A 17361-nucleotide genomic window follows, 5' to 3' on the forward strand; every position below is an offset into this window, starting at 1 on the left:
TGCCCGAAACGCCGGTCCTCCATGCTCGATGCAGCTGAGCATTCGTGCTCCCGTCCCGTGGAGGTCATGTGTCCTACATCAAGCCAGCCGAGCTCGCGACCCGCATGGTCGACGCCGGTGCCTACAAACTGCAGCTGTCCACTCGCGACACCCTCATCCGTGCCTTCATGGGCGCGGCCCTGCTCACGATCGCGGCCGCCTTCGCCGTGACGGTCTCGACGCAGACCGGTCAACCGCTCCTGGGCGCCGTGCTGTTCCCGGTCGGGTTCGTGATGCTCTATCTGCTCGGCTACGACCTGCTGACCGGCGTCTTCACGCTCGGCCCGCTCGCGGTGCTCGACCGACGCCCCGGTGCGACGGTCGGGTCGCTGATGCGCAACTGGGGGCTCGTGTTCCTCGGCAACTTCGGGGGCGCGTTCCTCGTGGCGATCCTCATGGCGATCTACTTCACGTACGGGTTCTCGACGGCGCCGAGCGCCGTCGGCGAGGCGATCAGCGAGATCGGGCACGGCAGAACCGTCGGGTATGCCGATCACGGTGCGGCCGGCATGCTGACGCTCTTCATCCGCGGCGTGCTGTGCAACTGGATGGTGTCGACGGGTGTCGTACTGGCGATGGTGTCGGACAGCACGATCGGGAAGATCGTCGCGATGTGGCTCCCGATCATGCTGTTCTTCTACATGGGCTTCGAGCACTCGATCGTCAACATGTTCCTGTTCCCGTCGGGGCTGCTGATGGGTGCCGACTTCACCGTGTGGGACTACCTGGTCTGGAACGAGCTGCCGACCGTCGTCGGGAACCTCGTGGGCGGCCTGGTCTTCGTCGGATTGCCGATCTACTTCACGCACGGCCGCCCGAAGGCTCGAAAGGCGCGCGAGGCACGTGCAGCGCAGCGTCGGTCCCTCCTCGCGGTCGTCGACGCGCCGGCTGCGGGCGCGCCCGCGATCGGCCAGAACACCGCCCGTGCGGAGCGTGAGCCGTCTCGGGTGTGATGAGAAGACAGGGGGCGGATGCTTCGGCGTCCGCCCCCTGTCGTGCGCTCGAGGGGCGTTGCTCCCGAGGTCAGGCCGCGTGGAAACGGTCGACGACCACTTCGGCGATGCGCACGTCGACGCCGAGCGGCGCCGAGACCAGATCGGCACCCGCCCTCCGGACCAGTCCGGCGAAGTACCCCGGAGCGAGCACATGGCTCGCGGCGATCACGCGAGTAGCCCCGCCACGACGAGCGGATGCCACAGCTTCTCCGATCCGCGGATCGATCGCGGAGGCGTAGCCGATCGTGATCGGGACAGGAATGAGAGGAGCGAGGTTCGCGGCGGCTGCGGCGACATCCGCGACGGCGGCCGGGTTGCTCGATCCGGCTGCGGCGAGCACGATGTGGTCACCAGGCAGCCAGGTGTCCGAGACGGTCACCCGAAGCCGGTCGGCCAATACCTCCGCGACCAGCGGATGGGTGCCCAAGGGCTCTCCCTGGCGCACGTTGTCGTGCGGGCGTACCGCGTCGGCGATGTCGACGGCCGTGTGGAACCCGACGGAGAGCAGCAGCGGCACCACGACGACATCGTCGAGGCTCCGCTCCTGCTCGATCACATCGAGCAGGGTGGGCTCCTGCACGTCGACGAACGCCTGCACGACCCGCGTCTGCGGCAGCAGCTGCCGAACGAGATCCACGAGGAGTTCGACCGCACGCCGCCCCTCCGGCGAGTCGGTGCCGTGGGAGCAAGCGACGAGAGTGGTCATTCGGAATCCTCCACAGTGAGTCGGTAGCCGCGTTTCACGATGGTCTGGATCACGCTCGCCCCGCCGAGCGTTTCTCGGAGCCTGGCGACCGCCATCTCGACGGCGTGCGCGCTCTCGCCGCCCCGCGGCAGCACGAGCGCGAGCTCTTCCCGCGAGAGCACCCGTCCAGCCGCGTCGAAGAGCTCGCTCAGGATGCTGGCACCTGCGCGAGACAGCGGCACGAAGCGGCCCGCGAGCAACGCTCCGCCGCTGCGCACCTCCAGGGTGCCGGCTGCGGTCCGCAGCTGCGGTGCCGTCCCTGAGGCGAAGTGGTCGACGACGCAGCGCACCAGCGACCCGAGCCTGCCGCGGGCGGCGAGCGTGATGTGCAGCTCGGCGTCGCGCAACGGTGCGGCGGTGATGGGGCCGACGGCCGCGAGCAGCAGGCGTCCGGCCGCCGCGCGTCGACGGATCGAGTCGAGTGCGCCGGCGCGCACCGCCGCCCTGACCCACTCCGCGGCGCCGGGTGCGGAGGTGAAGAGCACCGCGTCGACCTCGCCCGTGGCGGCCTGTACGACGGAGCGGTGAACGATTTGAGGGTCGGGCGGCGGACCCCACCGATAGACCGTGATGCTCACGACATCGGCGCCGAGATCACGGAGCAGCGCGTCGAGGCCATCCGCACCTGCACCGTGGTGCTGGATCGCGATACGCCGGCCTGCCACGCCGTCAGCCGTGAGGTACTCCCCCACCTCCGCCGATGTCTCGGACTCCGCGACCCAGTCCGCCGTGAACCCGGCCTGCTGAATCGCTCCGTGCGCCTTCGGCCCTCGCGCGACGAACTGCGCATCGGCCAGCGCGACTGCGAGATCCTCCGCCAGATCGTTCTCGTGCGCGGCATCGATCCACCCGCGGAACCCGACACCGGTCGTCACGATCACGATGTCGGGCGGAGTCGCGATCAGGTCGCGGGTGCGGGCGAGCAGGTCCTCGTCGTCCTCATTCGGGATGATGCTGAGCGCAGGCGCCCGGTAGACCTGTCCACCCCGGCGTTCGAGTGCAGAGACCAGATCACCCGCGCGTCGGTCTGCGGCCACGACGATGGTGCATCCGGCGAGAGCCGGTGGGAGCGGGGCACGGGTCGTCACGCCAGAGCAGCCCCGATCGCCGCGGGGGTCGGCAGCAGCAGACGTTCGCTCGCAACCTCCCCGATCACGATCACGGCGGGGTTGCGGAGCCCGACCGCGCGCGCTTCCTCCACAGCCCGGCCGAGGGTCGTGCGCGTTGTACGCTGCTGCGGCGTGTGACCACTCTCGACGAATGCGACGGCCCGATCTCTCGGGACTCCGTGCGCGAGCGCAGACTCGACCAGCCGCCCGAGAGCGGCGACACCCATCAGGACGACCGTCGTCACCGTCGCGTCAGCCATGGCCTCCAAGGTACCCGGCCCGAACCCGCCCTGCCCGTTCACGACGTGGAACGCCGCCGCCGTGCCGCGGTGCGTGACCGGGATGCCGGCCGCCTGCGGCACCGCGATCGCGCTCGAGATCCCCGGCGTGACATCGACCGGGATCCCGGCGGCGAGACAGGCGCGCATCTCCTCACCGCCGCGCCCGAAAACGAACGGATCGCCGCCCTTCAGCCGGACGACCCTGCGTCCGGCTGCGGCGTGCTCGACGATGATCCGGTTGATCTCGTCCTGCGGGACCGGGTGACGACCCGGCTGCTTGCCCACGTCGATCACCTCGACATCCGAGTCGAGACCCTGCACGATCTCGGACGCCGGTCCGAGGCGGTCGGTCACGAGCACATCCGCCTCGGCGATCAGGCGACGGGCGCGCACGGTCATCAGATCAGCGGGACCGGGACCGCCGCCGATGAGGTCGACCCTGCCAGTGCGGCCGGCCCGCCGTCGCCGCAACGGCAGACCGCCGTCACTGACCAGGTCGGTGATCGCGTCGCGCACCGCGACGGAACGCCGGGGGTCGGCCCCGACCGTGCTCGTGACGGCGACCGTCACGTCGCCGATCTCAGCCTGTGCGGTGAGCCTGGCTGTGCCGTGCGCGCCATCCGAGGCGTTGATGCAGAGAACACGCTGCATCTCGCACTGCTCCGCGACCAGACGGTCGATCTGCGCATCACCGGTCGCCGTGTGCACGAGCCACGCACCGTCGAGGTCGCCCGCGCGGAACTCCCGGGGCTCCCAGGCGACACTGTGACGCTCGACGAGCAGTGCCGTGCGGCCATCCAACACAGGAGCGACGATCCGCGGCCTCGCGCCGTCGGCGAGGAAGCGATGGAGCCGCTTGCTCGCCACCGCCCCTCCGCCGACCAGCAGCACGTCGCGGCCGGCGAGGTTGACACCCAGCATCACAGTCATCGGAGCTCCTCGATGTCGATCTCGACGTGCCCGTCGACGACGGCCACGCTCCACACCCTCAGCGATGCAGGCTCCTTACCCTGCGTCTCGAGGCACGCTCCGCTGCGCAGGTCGAACACCTGCTTGTGCATCGGCGATGCCAGCGTCGGCGTCGAGCCTCTGCTCCCGACGATGCCACGCGACATGACGTTCGCTCCGCTGTACGGGTCGAGGTTCGACACGGCGTGCACGGATCCATCGGCCAGCAGGAACAGCGCGACCTGCACCGCACCGACGAGCGCAGCCCGACCGCGCTCGACCTCGAGATCGCTCACGGCGCACACCCGCACGCGCCGCGCGGCGGTGGGGCTTGTGAACGTCATCGACGCACCTCCAGCGTCGTGCCGGCGATCAGCACCGCACCGTCGCTGCGCTCCTCCGTCGTGGCGGGACGCACCTGCCCCCGCTCCGATACATATGCGAGCGAGGGGTCCGGCGTATCGGGCGCGTTCACGAAGGACTCGAACCGCCGCAGCTTCACGGGATCCCGCAGAGTGGCCGCCCACTCGTCCTCATAGCGGTCCACATGCACCGCCATCGCCGCGTCGAGGTCCTCGCAGATGCCGAGGCTGTCGTCGAAGATCACTGCCCGGAGACCGTCGAGTCCACCATCCAGCTCCATGCACCATCCGGCTGTGCGCTGCAGCCGGTCCGCAGTGCGGATGTAGTACATGAAGAAGCGGTCGATCGCACGGATCAGTCCTTCGTCGTCGAGATCGGATGCCAGCAGCTCCGCGTGCCGAGGTGAGAACCCGCCGTTCCCGCCGACGTACATGTTCCAGCCCGTCTCGGTCGCGATCACGCCGACATCCTTCGAGCGAGCTTCCGCGCACTCCCTGGCACAACCGGAGACGCCGACCTTGAGCTTGTGCGGCGCGCGCAGACCGCGGTACCGCAGCTCCAGCCGCACCGCCATGCCGACTGCGTCGAGCACGCCGTATCGGCACCAGGTCGACCCGACACACGATTTCACAGTGCGCAGCGCCTTGCCGTACGCCTGGCCCGACTCGAAACCGGCGTCGACCAGCTTCTGCCAGATCTGCGGCAGCTGCTCCAGACGGGCACCGAACATGTCGATCCGCTGGCCGCCGGTGATCTTCGTGTAGAGCCCGTACGTGTCCGCGATGGTGCCGATCGCGATGAGCCCTGCCGGTGTGACCTCGCCGCCCGGCATCCGGGGCACCACAGAGTAGGTGCCGTCCTTCTGCATGTTCGCCATCACATGGTCATTGGTGTCCTGCAGCGATGCGTTCTCCCCGTCGAGAACGTGCGCGCCGACCAGCACGGCGAGGATGCTCGCGAGGGCCGGCTTGCAGATGTCGCAGCCACGACCGGTGCCGAAGCGCCCGATGATGGCGCTGAATGTCGACAGCTCCGACACCCGCACGGCATCGAAGAGCTGCCGGCGCGACATCGCGAAGTGCTCGCACAGCGCATCGGACGTCGTTTGGCCGAGCTTGGTGAGCTCCTGTCCGACGATCTTCTTCACCGCGAAGACGCACGATCCGCAGGTCGCCCCCGCCTTCGTGCACGCCTTCACGGCTGCGGCATCCGTGCAGCCCTCCGAATGGACGGCCTCGCGGATGCGCCCCGCCGTCACATTCGAGCACGAGCAGACGACGGCCGATTCCGGCAACTCATTGTCCGGGAGCGTCGTGCCGCCTTCCGGCAGCAGGTGAGCGGCCGGATCGGCGCCGAGCGGCGCTCCCACCAGCGGACGGAGCGAGCCGTACGCCGATGCATCGCCGACGAGGATGCCGCCGAGGAGAATCTTCGCGTCGTCGGAGAGTACGAGCTTCTTGTAAACCCCGTTCACCGGATCGGTGTAGACGACATCGAGAGCGTTCGGGGTCACGGCCATCGCGTCACCGAAACTCGCGACCTCGACACCGGCGAGCTTGAGCTTGGCCGAGTCGTCGTAGCCCGGGAAGGTCGCATCTCCTCCGAGCAGGCGAGTCGCCGCGACCTCCGCCATCGCGTAGCCGGGGGCGACGAGCCCGACGGAGCGACCGTCGAAATTGGCGACCTCGCCGATCGCGAGGATGTTCTCGTCGATCGTTCGGCAGCGGGAGTCGATCAGCACACCGCCCGTGGGATGCACGTCGAGCTGAGCGAGCCGGGCCAGGGAGTCCTGCGGGCGCACGCCGACCGTGAAGATGACGATGTCTGCGTCGTGCATGCTGCCGTCCTGGAACTGAAGGGCGGCCACAGCACCGGACGCATCGGGGTCCAGGCGCGTGGTCCTCGTACCCGTGCGCACCTGGATCCCCTTCGACTCGATGAGCCGGCGGAGGATCGTGCCGCCGGCCAGGTCGAGCTGAGCAGACATGAGGCGATCGGAGGACTGCACCACGGTGCATCCGACGTCGAGCCCCTGCAGCGCACCGGCGGCCTCCAGCCCGAGCAGACCGCCGCCGATCACGGAGCCACGCAGCGGGCGTCCGAGCTGCGCCCGCCGCCGCTCGACGAACTGACGGATCGCCGCGACATCGTCGAGCGTCCGGTACACGAAGCTGCCGGGGAGCTCGGCCCCGTCGACCGCGGGTCGCAGAGCGTACGAACCGGTCGCCAGCACGAGCGTGCCGTACGCGTGCTGCGCGCCCGACCGCGTGCGCACCGACCGTGACGCACGATCGATCTGCGTCACACGGTCGTCAGCGATGAAGCGGACGCGTGGATCAGCGAGCACGCCGGGGTCGAGCTCGAGGTCTTCGGCGAGCGCACCCGAGAAGTACGAGGTCAGCCCGACGCGGTCGTATGGCGCGCGTGCCTCCTCGCCGATGACGGTCACGGTCCGGGCGTCGTTCTCCGAACGCAGCAGACTCTCGACGAACCGGTGCGCCACCATCCCGGCGCCGACCACGACGACATTCGCCGGTGCGCTGTCTCGAACGATCACGAGCCCTCCTCTGTCCGTGAAGCCGACTTTAGGCGCGCGGTGTTTCACGGAGAGCGCGGTCGGCGTTACGCCGAACGAACGTTCTGCTCACAACTGGATAACGCTGAAGTGAGACCGTCACGGCTGCCTCTGGCCAGCCGACGCAGATGCCCGCACTAACCGGCGGGTGCTCCGATGTCAACGGCGTCGAACCATGGGCAGGGATCGCATAGCCTTGCCGAACGACGCGCCGAGGAGGCTCTGTGAAGGGTCCCAGACCAGCCGGACCGTCCCTCACCGTATCCGTGGTGATCCCGGTGAAGGATGACGCGGGTCATCTGCAGCAGTGTCTGACGGCTTTCGCCCGTCAGACCCGTCAGCCGAGTGAGATCATCGTCGTCGACAACGACTCCGCAGACTCGTCGGCAGCGGTCGCGGCCGCCTTCGGCGCCACAGTGGTGCACTGCGATCGGCCCGGCATCCCCGCCACGAGCGCACTCGGCTATGACACGGCGACCGGGGATGTGATTCTGCGGCTCGACGCCGACTGCATCCCGGCCGACACCTGGGTGGAGGAGACGATGGACGCCTTCGTGCGGCATCCGCGGGTCTCGGTCTTCACCGGTGGCGCCCGTTTCATCGACGGCCCGCGAGTCCTGCGAGCGCCTCTGGCCGGCGCCTATCTGGGCGCGTATGCGGCTGCCACCGCTCCCGCACTCGGCCACCTGCCGCTGTTCGGCTCGAATCTCGCCTTCCGCCGTTCGGCCTGGCTCTCGGTGCGCGCAGACGTGCGGCGCGACGACCCGGAGGTGCACGACGACCTCGACCTCGCCTTCCATCTCGGCGAACGCCACCGCATCCGTTACCTTCCGAACACAGGGATGGGGATCTCCATGCGCCCGTTCGTGAGCGGCCGTGCCTTCGCGCGTCGTACCCGCCGAGGCTTCCGCACCGTCATCCGGCGTTGGCCGCAGGACTTCCCATCGGTGCGCTGGGTGCGGTTGGCGCTCCGGCGTGTCCTGCACCGCTTCGGAGTCCCTACGCCGAGAGGTGCCCATCGATGACCATCCCGCTCGTCGGCCGTGTGGATGCGCCGGATCTGCATGTGATGACGTTCAACGTGCGGCGGCGTCTGGCGTTCCCGACCTGGCCCCTCGCCGACCGTTGGAGTGTTCGGCGTCCTCGCGTCGAAGCGCTGCTGAGCAGAGAGCGACCCACGATTCTCGGCGCTCAGGAGGTCATGCCGGACCAGGCGATCGTGATGCGCGACGCGCTCGGCGGCTCGTACCGCTTCGTGGGTCACGGCCGCAGCACGGGGCCCCGCGGCGAGGGATGCCCCGTGTTCTACGACGATGACCGACTCGAACTGCTCGAATGGCGGCAGACCGCCCTCTCCGACCGACCGGATCAGCCGGGATCGACCTCCTGGGGCAACGTGATCCCGCGCGTCGCCGTGCAGGCGCGGCTTCGGGATCGGGTGACGTCACGAGAAGTCGTGGTGATCAACACGCACCTCGACGTCTTCTCCACGAGATCGCGCCATCGCGCGGCGGAGGAGCTGCACCGCACGGTGATCGGGCAATCGCAGCCTGTCGTGCTGCTCGGAGATCTGAATGCGGGACCGACCTCGATCCCGTGGGGCGCACTGCGGGCGGGCGACGCTCTGGCGGATGCCTGGACGGCAGCGGATGAGAGGCTCTCCCCCGAGTGGGGCACGTACGGCGGGTACCGCCCGCCCCGGCCTGGGCGGCGCATCGACGCGATCCTGGTGTCACCGGGAGTTCACGTCTGCCGCGCCGCGGTCAATACCCATCGCGTCGCCGGAGGCTGGCCGTCGGATCACTTCCCCGTTCAGGCCGTCGTCCGACTGGCAGCCGTGGAATCACGCGATGTGCGAACGGAGACGCCCCGATGAAGCAGAACTTCCTCCGTCCACCTCGAGGCGTCGCCGAGTACACGGCCGACGCTCTGCGCGTGATCGCTGTGCTCAGCGTCGTCGTCGCGGCCATCTGGTCGACCCCGACGGATGCCGGCATCCTCGCTCTCGCGCTCCCCGCCCTCATGATCCCTCGCATGCTGGGCATGCGCGCCTGGCTCGACATCTCGGTCGGTGTCATCGTGCTCGTGGCGGCAGGGAGCAATGTGTTCGATCTCTACCGCACCATCACGGGATGGGATCTCGTCGTGCACTTCGTGTGCACGGGGGCGATCGCCGCCACGGGCTACCTCGCCCTCGCCCGGTGCGACGTCGTACCGCGTCAGGGCGCCGAGACGTTCCGCAGGCGCACGGGCGTCGTCGTCACCGCGATGCTCGGCCTCGCCGTCAGCGCGCTCTGGGAGATGATCGAGTGGGCCGGTCGCACATTCGTCACCAGCGAGATCTTCGTCACCTACCAGGACACCATCGGTGACATGGCCGTGGGCGGTCTCGGTGCCCTGGCAGCCGGGGTCGCCGTCGCGCTGTTGCCGCTCGAACGTCCCGACGCGTATCGACCCTGAACAGACGGTGGATCGCCCGCGACGATCAGGTCACCGCGCGAGCGGCGAGCGGATCTCTCGCTCCGCGGCGCCGATGATCTCGTCGATGCTCCGGTCGGCATTCACCACGTGACCCTGCTCGTCGGCTGTGAGCGGTTCGAGCGTGGCGATCTGGGAGTCGAGCAGCGTGAGCGGCATGAAGTGCTCGGAGCGCACCACCATCCGCTGCGCGATCACCTGCCTCGTGGTCTCGAGATGCACGAAGCGGGTCGCCGGCGCATGCGCGCGCAGGATGTCGCGATAGGCGACTCTGAGCGCCGAGCAGGCGATGACGAGTCCGGTGACCCGATGCCGAAACAGCTCTTCGCCGACCAGGTGCAGCCACGGTGCGCGGTCGTCGTCGGTGAGGGCGATTCCGCGAGACATCTTGTCGACGTTCGCCGCCGGATGCAGGTCGTCGGCGTCGCGGAAGGGCACGCGCAGGCGCTCGGCGAGGGCCGCGCCCACGGTGGACTTGCCGCATCCGGAGACGCCCATCACGACGATCAGCGGGGCGGTCATCGTGCGCGACCGAACTTCAGCAGGACCTTGCTCGACACGGTGGCATCCGCCGCGGTCGCGAACGCCGCCTCGGCCGCGCGCCAGGACTCGACGTGGCTGATGACCGGGGCGATGCGGAGCTCCTTCGCGGCGAGCGCGGCGATGACCTCGTCGATCTCGTCGTTGAAGCGGAAGGAGCCGAGCAGGTCGAGCTCTTTCGCGATCGCGAGCGCGATCTGCACGGGCTGCGGGCCGGTGGGCAGCAGGCCGACCATCGCGACGACCCCACCGCGCGTCGCGGCGCGGATCGCGGTGTCGAGGCCGTGGTGGCTGCCGGACGACTCGATCACGACATCCGCATCGATCGCGGCCACGTCGGCCGCATCCGGCTGCTTCAGCACGACGTCGGCGCCGAGCTCCTTCGCAATCGCGAGCGGCCGGTCGTGCAGGTCGACGGCGGTGACGTGACGCGCGCCACGCGCCTTCAGCACCGCCACGGCGAGCAGGCCGATCGGGCCGCATCCGACGACGAGCGCCGACAGATCGGTCACATCACCGATCCTGTTCACGGCGTGCCAGGCGACGCTCGCGGGCTCGATCAGCGCCGCCTCCTGCAGGTCGATGCTCTCGGGCAGCGCCCGCAGCATCCGCGTCGGCATCGCCACCCGATGCGCGAACGCCCCGTCGCGGTGCGGGAAGTGCGCCGCCGATCCGAGGTACCCGCCGCCCGAGATATTCGGCCGGTCTGCGGGATGACGCACGTACTCCTTCGCCGGGGTCGCGGGGTGCACCGCGATGCGCGTCCCCTCCGAGGGCCCTGTGCCGTCGGGCGCCGCGCGCCGCACCACGCCGACCACCTCGTGTCCGAGCACCATCGGCGCGCGGAGGATCGACTCCCCCGCGGCCCCGTGCTTCCAGTAGTGCAGGTCGGAACCGCAGATGCCGCCGTAGATCACCTCGATCACGGCCTCGTCGGGCGCGGGGACCGGCTCGGCGATCTCGTCGATGCGCAGATCGCCGGCCTCATGGATCACGATCGCGTGCGGAGCGCTCGACATCACACCACCGCCGTCATGCCGCCGTCGACGAAGACGACCTGGCCGGTGACGAACCTCGACGCGTCGGACGAGAGCCACACCACCGCGCCGCCGATGTCTTCGGGCTCTCCCCAGCGGCCCACCGGGGTGCGGCCGAGAACCCAGGAATTGAACGTCGGATCGTCGACCAGCGCCTGCGTGAGCTCGGTGCGGATGTAGCCGGGCGCGACGCCGTTCACCCGCACCCCGCTGCCCGCCCACTCGGCCGTCATCGCCTTGGTGAGGTTGCGCAACCCGCCCTTCGCCGCCGTGTAGGCGCCGATCGTCGGTCGGGCGAGATCCGTCTGCACCGAGCAGATGTTGACGATCGCCCCCTCACCGCGCTCCACCATCGCTCGCGCCACCGTGCGCCCGACGAGGAAGGCGCTCGTGAGGTCGGTGCGGATCACGCGCTCCCAGTTCTCGAGACTGACATCGAGCATCGGCTCCCGGTGCTGCATCCCTGCATTGTTCACCAGGATGTCGATCTCGCCCTCGGCTTCGACACTGCGGATGCCGGCGATCACCGAGTCCTCGTCGGTGATGTCGAACACCGCCGTCGACACGGCATCCGCGCCGAAGTCGATCGCGAACGCGGCGGCCGCCGCATCCACTCGTGCGGAGTCTCGCCCGTGCACGATCACGTGCGCACCGGCGTCGAGCAGCGACCGCGCGATGGCGTGGCCGATGCCCCGGCTGGAGCCGGTGACGAGGGCTCTTCTGCCGGTCAGGTCGAACGGGTTGGGCATGATGTCTCCGATGCGGATCAGATGGTCGGGGTGCGGGTCAGTAGAACTCGACGGTGTCGACGACGTTGCGCAGCGGCGCCCCGTCGAGCAACCGGGTGGCGTTGTCGGCGAACAGTTCGGCGATCCGGCGGTCTTCTCGTGCGTCGAGCGCCGCCGTGTGCGGGCTCACCAGCACACGCGGGTGCGCCCAGAGCGGGCTCTCGGCGGGCAGCGGCTCGACCTCGAACACGTCGAGAGCGGCGAAGCCGACCGTGCCGGATTCCAGGGCGTCGAGCAGTGCCGCCTCGTCGACGACGGTGCCGCGGCCGACGTTGACCACCGTGGCCCCGGGACGCAGGGCGGCGAGGAACTCGCGGCCGATGAAGTGCTGCGTCGCGTCGGTTCCGGGAAGAGTCGTGACGACGGCATCCACTTCTCCGAGCACCGACGCGATGTCGTCGGGATGCACGGTGCGGGCGACGCCGGGGACGGATGCTCCGCTGCGCGAGGTGCCGATCACGGTCGCCCCCAGCGCCGACAGCTTCTCGGCCACCGACGATCCGATGCCCCCGAGCCCCAGTACGAGCACCGTCTGCTCCGACACCTGCGACATCAGCCAGCGGCCGCTCCATTCGCGATCCGCCTGCTGACGGGTCAGACGCGGCAGGTGCTTGGCCCCGGCGAAGACGCCGAACACGGCGAACTCGGCGAGCGCGTCGCCGTGCACCCCGGCCGAGGTGGTGAACGTCACGCGCTCGAGCTCGTCGTCGCGCAGCTGCGCGGCGCGCACCTGTCCCCCGCCGCCGGCCGCCATCGTGTGCACCCACCGCAGCGACGGATCAGCGCGCACGGTGCGGGCGAGCGCCGCGGGGTCGACGTCGGGGATGCCGTACAGCGCGTCTGCCGAGTCGAGCAGCTGCTCGTAGGCCGCCTGCTGCTCGGGCGTGCGGCGGAACGACGGGTCACCGGAGAAGTCGGCCGGATGCCGCATCGGCGGCAGCAGCGTCTGGTCGACGAGCAGGTCGATGCGCGGCTCGAGCGACGTGAGCAGTTCGCAGAGTTCGGGGGCGAGCGGCGCGGCGACGGCCACCCGGAGACGGGCGGTCATCGCAGTGCCTCCACGGCCGCGGCGATCTCGGCCACGGCGGCGTTGATCGTGTCGATGTCGGTCGCGAACGAGATGCGGAAGAACGGAGACCGGCCGTACGCCGATCCCTGAATGACGGCGACGCCCGCATGATCGAGCAGGTACAGCGTGACGTCCTGGTCGTTCTCGAGCGCCGCCCCCTCGGCCGTCGTGCGACCGATCAGGCCCGCGCAGTCGACGTAGAGGTAGAACGCTCCGTCGGGCACGAGCGGAGTGAGACCGTCGATCGCCTGCAGCCCCGCGACCGCGGCATCTCGACGCTCGCGGTACACCGGCACGGACTCCGCGATGAAGTCCTGCGGGCCCTCGAGCGCTGCGGCCGCGGCCGCCTGGCTGATCGACGACGGGCACGACGAGGTCTGCGACTGCAGGGTGTTGATCGCCCTCACGAGCGCCGGGTCGCCGGCTGCGTAGCCCAGACGCCACCCGGTCATGGCGTAGGACTTCGAGACTCCCGAGACGACCAGCACGCGGTGGCGCAGATCGGGGGCGACTCCGGCCAGGCTCGGAGCGGGCGCTCCGGTGAACGAGATCTCGCTGTAGATCTCATCGGACAGCACCGACACGTGCGGGTGGCGGCGCAGCACCTCGGCGAGCTCCGCGAGCTCGGCCTCGGTGTGGATCGCGCCGCTGGGGTTGCCGGGGCTGTTGAGCACGAGCCAGGTCGTGCGGTCGGTGATCGCGGCCTCGAGCTCGGCGGCGCTGATCTTGTACCCGTTCTCGACCGAGGTCTCGACGATCACCGGGGTGCCCTCGTTCGCGCGCACCATGTCGGGGTATGACACCCAGTAGGGCGCGGGGATGAGCACCTCGTCGCCGGCATCCACCGTCGCCATGAACGCGAGGAAGATGACCTGCTTGCCGCCGCCGCCGACCGTGAGTTCGGCGTCGGAGTACTCGATCCCGTGCGTGCGGCGCAGCGCACCCCGGATCGCGGCACGCAGCCGCGGCGTGCCGTTCACGGGCGTGTACTTGGTCTCACCGGCCCCGATCGCGGCGATGGCCGCCTGCTTCACGTGGTCGGGAGTGTCGAAGTCGGGCTCGCCGACCGTCAGATCGAGGATGCGGCGCCCCTCGTCCTTGAGCTGCCGCACCCGTGCGGCAGCGGCCGTGCTCGGCGACGGCTTGATGCGGCCGAGGCGCTCTGCGGCGTGGAAGGACGAGGCGACCTCTCCGGTCGCGAAGTCGGTCATGAGTGGTCCTCGACCTCGTCGATGTCGGTCGTGAGACCCTTGGCCTTCAGCACCTCGGTGAGGTTGCAGAGCTCGATAGTGGTGCCGCCGGCCCAGTACTTCTCGATCAGCGCGGCTTCGTTCGCGTCGCGGGCCGCCGAGAGCTCGGCCGCCTCGCGTGCCTCCTCGCGCCGCACGACGACGATGCCGTCGGCATCGCCCTTGACGATGTCGCCCGGGTAGATGATCTCGCCCGCGAACACGACCGGCTGGTTGAGGGCGCCGAGGGTCTCTTTGACCGTGCCCTTGATCGACACGCTGCCCGAGAACACCGGCAGGCCGAGTTCCCGTAGCTCCTGCGTGTCGCGCACCCCGGCATCCGTGACGAGCGCGGCGATGCCCTTGGCCTTGCACGCGTTGCCGAGCACGTCGCCGAACATGCCCGCCTCGGCGAACTCGCCCGCCGACACGATCAGCACGTCGCCGGGCTGCGCGTAGTGGATCGCGACCTGCAGCATGAGGTTGTCGCGAGGGGCGCACACGACGGTGAATGCCGAACCCACGAACGACATGTCGCGGTCGATCGGCGTGATGTTCGAGTTCAGGGCGCCGCGGCGGCCCTGCGCCTCGTGGATCGTCGCAGCGGTGAACTCTCCGACGCGGGCGATGTCGGCGGCGTCGGCGCGCTGGATCTTCGTGGTGACGTGAACCATGGGGATGTTCCTTACTTCGCGTTCTGGAGTGCGGCTTCGCGACGGTCGAAGGTGAGACCGCCGGGAACCTGGAAGGTGGGCATGAGCTCGACGAGCCCGATGTTGACGTGCGAGGGGGCGTCGACCGCGAACTCGATCGCCGCGATCACGTCATCGACCGTGAGCGACTCGTAGCCCTCGTAGTACGTCGCCCATGCCTCGGCATCCGTCTCGGGCGTGCCACCCAGATTGCGCGAGAAGATCTCGGTCTCGATGCGCCCGGGGCTGAGCTCGGTCACGCGCACGCGCTTGCCCATCGCGTCGTTGCGCAGCTGACGCGAGAGCTGATGCACCGCAGCCTTGGTCGCGTGATACGCCGTGTGGCCGAAGAAGTTGTAGTGCCCGGCGATCGACGAGATGTTGAGCACGTGCCCGCGGTCGCGCTCGACCATGCCCGGGTAGAGCAGCCGAAGGATCTGCATGACGGCCGTGAGATTGACCTCGACCAGGTCGTCCAGGTCTTCGGCAGTGGAGCTGAGGATGTTGCCCGCGCGGCTGACTCCCGCGCTGTTCAGCACGATGTCTGCTTCGATGCCCGCGAGCTCGCGCGTCAGAGCGGCGGTGTCGCGCACATCGAGTGCGTGCGTGATCACGCCCTTGTCGGCGAGTTCGGCGAGCCGCGACTCGTCGCGGGCGATCGCGTGCACGGTCAGCCCTTTCGAGAGGAAGAGGTCGATCGCACCGCGCCCGACGCCGCTGGTGGCGCCGGTGACGACGGCGACTCGGTAGTCGGAGAAAGTCATAGCAGGGTCCTTCCGGTGGTGGATGTTGCAAGGGCGTCGAGGGCCGTGAACACGGATCGGACGCGAAGACGGAGAGTCTCGAGCTCGACGAGCTCGGCTCGGGCATGGGCGGCAGCATCCGCGGCCGAGACCCTGCGGAAGCGCAGGCGCTCGCCGGGGCGCACCTGGGCGAGCACGTCGAGGGATCCCGCCGTGACGACCGCCAGCACGGGATATCCGGCGGTGACGCCGCGGCCGCGGTGCAGCACGAGCAGCTCGTCGCCCGGCGGCACCTCGACCGCCCCCACCGGCACGCCCCGCGAGAGCACCTCTCCCGTCGAGCGCCTCTCGGGCAGCGGCCCTGTCATACGCAGGCCGATGTGGTTGCTGGTCGGGGTGACCAGGTATGGCTGCGCGAACAGTCGATCGGCGGTCTCGGCGAAATCATCGATGTCGGGACCGTCGGTCACGTCGACGACGAATCCGGTGGAGATCCGCGGGACCTCGAGGCTGTACAGCTCGGCCGCGAAGTGGTTGTTGATGAACGGAAGCGTGGAGCGGCAGATGTCGATGGTCGCCCCGGCGAGCAGTCGACCCCCGAAGCCCAGCACCGAGTCCGGGGCACAGCTGCCCAGCAGCAGCGGCACGTCGAACGAACCGCGCACCGCGACGTAGGCTCGCAGCCCGCCCTGCAGCTGCCGCAGCGCCACGGCTTCACCCGCGCGCACCGAGACCGGCTGGTTCGTCGGGCGCGTGACGCCGTCGATCGTGAGGTGTCCGTCGGCTCCGGTGACCGCGAGCAGGATGTCGACGTCGGTGACGAACTCGAGGTCGAGCGCCGTGACCTCGAGCAGCGCGGCATCCTCGCGGTTGCCGACGAGGATGTTCGCGACCCGTGCCGACCGCTGGTCGAGAGCGCCGTTCACGGGCACGCCGTAGCGGGGGCCACGCACGCGGCCGAGATCGGTGATCTGCGTCGAGCCCGCCTCGATGACGGTCAGCTGTCCGGCGTTCATCGGGCCACCATCCTGGTGCCGAGAAGCGCGTCGTACTCGTCTCGCTCGATCGGCCGGAACGCGATGAGATCGCCCGGCTCGTAGGGCACGAAGGGTTCGACGGTGAGGTCGAGCACCGTGAGAGGGGTGCGGCCGATCAGGGGCCAACCACCGGGGGCCGCGGCCGGCGTGATGGTCGCCTGCCGCCCGGCGACCGACACGACGCCCTGCGGGACGTGCGCGCGGGGGCTCGCGAGGCGGGGCACCGGATGCGGGAACGGCGGCCCGTCGAGCATGGGCGACCCTCCGGGGGCCCCGAGACAGCGCACGGTGTAGCTCGCCTCGCTGTGCAGCTGCACGACCTGCTCGGCGCTGATGCCCTGGGCCGCGGCGACCATGTGCAGGTCGAGCTCGCCGTCGAGGTCGTAGAGCACGGGCACGTCGAACGTGCGCGGCGTCTCGGTGAGCGGGCGGTCGCGGTCGAGGCCGTCGACCACGACCTCGAGGTATTCCGCCAGGCGCTCGAGCGCGACCTCGGCCGGATCGAGTTCGATGAGCGCGGCGTCGTAGGTGGGGATCACACAGACCACTCCGGGCACACGCGCCGCGTCGACGAAGCGGGCGAGGTGATGCACGAGTCGCCAGCCGGCCTCGCGGTCGGGCAGCGTGCTGACGACGCGCAGCGCGGAGGTGCCGCTGGGAGAGATGACGACGGATGCCGGTGCCATGGCGAGT

Annotated in this window: 18 protein-coding genes; 4 read left to right on the forward strand and 14 right to left on the reverse strand. The window is 69.7% G+C overall.

Going from position 1 to position 17361, the window contains the following annotated elements; all coding sequences use genetic code 11:
- The first annotated feature begins 68 nt into the window (after nt 1-68).
- Nucleotides 69-992 (forward strand): formate/nitrite transporter family protein, encoded by a 924-nt coding sequence (locus AC3WS6_RS17045; protein ID WP_492502199.1) that lies wholly within the window; start codon nt 69-71, stop codon nt 990-992.
- Nucleotides 993-1062: 70 nt separating this feature from the next.
- Here AC3WS6_RS17045 and AC3WS6_RS17050 read toward each other — a convergent pair whose 3' ends face one another.
- Genes AC3WS6_RS17050 through nirB form a run of 5 tightly spaced genes read right to left on the reverse strand, consistent with a single transcriptional unit; the run spans nt 1063 to nt 7037 of the window.
- A complete protein-coding gene (locus AC3WS6_RS17050) occupies nt 1063-1740 on the reverse strand; it encodes a sirohydrochlorin chelatase (RefSeq protein WP_492502200.1) in 678 nt (225 codons plus the stop codon).
- Entirely contained in the window at nt 1737-2867 is a 1131-nt protein-coding gene (locus AC3WS6_RS17055; RefSeq protein WP_492502201.1) for a uroporphyrinogen-III synthase, read from the reverse strand. Before AC3WS6_RS17055 ends, AC3WS6_RS17050 begins: the two co-directional genes overlap by 4 nt.
- On the reverse strand, nt 2864-4099 hold the full coding sequence (gene cobA, locus AC3WS6_RS17060; RefSeq protein WP_492502202.1) for a uroporphyrinogen-III C-methyltransferase: 1236 nt from the start codon (nt 4097-4099) through the stop codon (nt 2864-2866). The genes AC3WS6_RS17055 and cobA overlap by 4 nt, the downstream gene beginning before the upstream one ends.
- Nucleotides 4096-4461 carry a nitrite reductase small subunit NirD gene (gene nirD / locus AC3WS6_RS17065; protein WP_492502203.1) on the reverse strand — a complete coding sequence of 122 codons (366 nt, stop codon included), beginning with the start codon at nt 4459-4461 and terminating at the stop codon, nt 4096-4098. Before nirD ends, cobA begins: the two co-directional genes overlap by 4 nt.
- Nucleotides 4458-7037, reverse strand: coding sequence for a nitrite reductase large subunit NirB (nirB, locus tag AC3WS6_RS17070; RefSeq protein ID WP_492502204.1), 2580 nt, complete (start codon nt 7035-7037; stop codon nt 4458-4460). Before nirB ends, nirD begins: the two co-directional genes overlap by 4 nt.
- Before the next feature lie 287 nt (nt 7038-7324).
- On the opposite strand from nirB, the gene AC3WS6_RS17075 reads away from it, so the two are divergent.
- Genes AC3WS6_RS17075 through AC3WS6_RS17085 form a run of 3 tightly spaced genes read left to right on the forward strand, consistent with a single transcriptional unit; the run spans nt 7325 to nt 9515 of the window.
- On the forward strand, nt 7325-8080 hold the full coding sequence (locus AC3WS6_RS17075; RefSeq protein ID WP_492502205.1) for a glycosyltransferase family 2 protein: 756 nt from the start codon (nt 7325-7327) through the stop codon (nt 8078-8080).
- Nucleotides 8077-8931 (forward strand): endonuclease/exonuclease/phosphatase family protein, encoded by an 855-nt coding sequence (locus tag AC3WS6_RS17080; protein WP_492502206.1) that lies wholly within the window; start codon nt 8077-8079, stop codon nt 8929-8931. Before AC3WS6_RS17075 ends, AC3WS6_RS17080 begins: the two co-directional genes overlap by 4 nt.
- Nucleotides 8928-9515, forward strand: a complete 588-nt coding sequence (locus tag AC3WS6_RS17085) for a DUF2238 domain-containing protein (RefSeq protein ID WP_492502207.1) — start codon at nt 8928-8930, stop codon at nt 9513-9515. The genes AC3WS6_RS17080 and AC3WS6_RS17085 overlap by 4 nt, the downstream gene beginning before the upstream one ends.
- A 30-nt stretch (nt 9516-9545) precedes the next feature.
- On the opposite strand, the gene AC3WS6_RS17090 is transcribed toward AC3WS6_RS17085, so the two are convergent.
- Genes AC3WS6_RS17090 through AC3WS6_RS17130 form a run of 9 tightly spaced genes read right to left on the reverse strand, consistent with a single transcriptional unit; the run spans nt 9546 to nt 17354 of the window.
- The gene (locus tag AC3WS6_RS17090; RefSeq protein ID WP_492502208.1) at nt 9546-10055 is read right to left on the reverse strand and encodes a gluconokinase; all 510 of its coding nucleotides are present in this window, start codon (nt 10053-10055) and stop codon (nt 9546-9548) included.
- Nucleotides 10052-11092, reverse strand: coding sequence for a zinc-binding dehydrogenase (locus tag AC3WS6_RS17095; protein WP_492502209.1), 1041 nt, complete (start codon nt 11090-11092; stop codon nt 10052-10054). Before AC3WS6_RS17095 ends, AC3WS6_RS17090 begins: the two co-directional genes overlap by 4 nt.
- Complete coding sequence (locus AC3WS6_RS17100) at nt 11092-11859, reverse strand: glucose 1-dehydrogenase (RefSeq protein ID WP_492502210.1); 768 nt, start codon at nt 11857-11859, stop codon at nt 11092-11094. Before AC3WS6_RS17100 ends, AC3WS6_RS17095 begins: the two co-directional genes overlap by 1 nt.
- 37 nt (nt 11860-11896) lie before the next feature.
- The gene (locus AC3WS6_RS17105; protein ID WP_492502211.1) at nt 11897-12946 is read right to left on the reverse strand and encodes a D-2-hydroxyacid dehydrogenase; all 1050 of its coding nucleotides are present in this window, start codon (nt 12944-12946) and stop codon (nt 11897-11899) included.
- The gene (locus tag AC3WS6_RS17110; protein ID WP_492502212.1) at nt 12943-14178 is read right to left on the reverse strand and encodes an aspartate transaminase; all 1236 of its coding nucleotides are present in this window, start codon (nt 14176-14178) and stop codon (nt 12943-12945) included. Before AC3WS6_RS17110 ends, AC3WS6_RS17105 begins: the two co-directional genes overlap by 4 nt.
- On the reverse strand, nt 14175-14870 hold the full coding sequence (locus AC3WS6_RS17115) for a 4-carboxy-4-hydroxy-2-oxoadipate aldolase/oxaloacetate decarboxylase (protein ID WP_492502213.1): 696 nt from the start codon (nt 14868-14870) through the stop codon (nt 14175-14177). The genes AC3WS6_RS17110 and AC3WS6_RS17115 overlap by 4 nt, the downstream gene beginning before the upstream one ends.
- Before the next feature lie 11 nt (nt 14871-14881).
- Nucleotides 14882-15652, reverse strand: a complete 771-nt coding sequence (locus AC3WS6_RS17120; RefSeq protein ID WP_492502214.1) for an SDR family oxidoreductase — start codon at nt 15650-15652, stop codon at nt 14882-14884.
- Nucleotides 15649-16647 (reverse strand): 5-oxoprolinase subunit C family protein, encoded by a 999-nt coding sequence (locus AC3WS6_RS17125; RefSeq protein WP_492502215.1) that lies wholly within the window; start codon nt 16645-16647, stop codon nt 15649-15651. The genes AC3WS6_RS17120 and AC3WS6_RS17125 overlap by 4 nt, the downstream gene beginning before the upstream one ends.
- The gene (locus AC3WS6_RS17130; protein WP_492502216.1) at nt 16644-17354 is read right to left on the reverse strand and encodes a 5-oxoprolinase subunit B family protein; all 711 of its coding nucleotides are present in this window, start codon (nt 17352-17354) and stop codon (nt 16644-16646) included. Before AC3WS6_RS17130 ends, AC3WS6_RS17125 begins: the two co-directional genes overlap by 4 nt.
- Nucleotides 17355-17361: the final 7 nt, after the last annotated feature.

This window comes from Microbacterium sp. EB106-03-03-XG65 (assembly GCF_058791955.1).

Excerpts from the sequence above, each read along its gene's own strand:
- AC3WS6_RS17050 (WP_492502200.1), bottom strand. The coding sequence starts at position 1,740 with ATGACCACTCTCGTCGCTTGCTCCCACGGCACCGACTCGCCGGAGGGG.
- cobA (WP_492502202.1), bottom strand. The coding sequence starts at position 4,099 with ATGACTGTGATGCTGGGTGTCAACCTCGCCGGCCGCGACGTGCTGCTG.
- nirD (WP_492502203.1), bottom strand. The coding sequence starts at position 4,461 with ATGACGTTCACAAGCCCCACCGCCGCGCGGCGCGTGCGGGTGTGCGCC.
- AC3WS6_RS17080 (WP_492502206.1), top strand. The coding sequence starts at position 8,077 with ATGACCATCCCGCTCGTCGGCCGTGTGGATGCGCCGGATCTGCATGTG.
- AC3WS6_RS17085 (WP_492502207.1), top strand. The coding sequence starts at position 8,928 with ATGAAGCAGAACTTCCTCCGTCCACCTCGAGGCGTCGCCGAGTACACG.
- AC3WS6_RS17090 (WP_492502208.1), bottom strand. The coding sequence starts at position 10,055 with ATGACCGCCCCGCTGATCGTCGTGATGGGCGTCTCCGGATGCGGCAAG.
- AC3WS6_RS17095 (WP_492502209.1), bottom strand. The coding sequence starts at position 11,092 with ATGTCGAGCGCTCCGCACGCGATCGTGATCCATGAGGCCGGCGATCTG.
- AC3WS6_RS17100 (WP_492502210.1), bottom strand. The coding sequence starts at position 11,859 with ATGCCCAACCCGTTCGACCTGACCGGCAGAAGAGCCCTCGTCACCGGC.
- AC3WS6_RS17105 (WP_492502211.1), bottom strand. The coding sequence starts at position 12,946 with ATGACCGCCCGTCTCCGGGTGGCCGTCGCCGCGCCGCTCGCCCCCGAA.
- AC3WS6_RS17110 (WP_492502212.1), bottom strand. The coding sequence starts at position 14,178 with ATGACCGACTTCGCGACCGGAGAGGTCGCCTCGTCCTTCCACGCCGCA.
- AC3WS6_RS17115 (WP_492502213.1), bottom strand. The coding sequence starts at position 14,870 with ATGGTTCACGTCACCACGAAGATCCAGCGCGCCGACGCCGCCGACATC.
- AC3WS6_RS17120 (WP_492502214.1), bottom strand. The coding sequence starts at position 15,652 with ATGACTTTCTCCGACTACCGAGTCGCCGTCGTCACCGGCGCCACCAGC.
- AC3WS6_RS17125 (WP_492502215.1), bottom strand. The coding sequence starts at position 16,647 with ATGAACGCCGGACAGCTGACCGTCATCGAGGCGGGCTCGACGCAGATC.
- AC3WS6_RS17130 (WP_492502216.1), bottom strand. The coding sequence starts at position 17,354 with ATGGCACCGGCATCCGTCGTCATCTCTCCCAGCGGCACCTCCGCGCTG.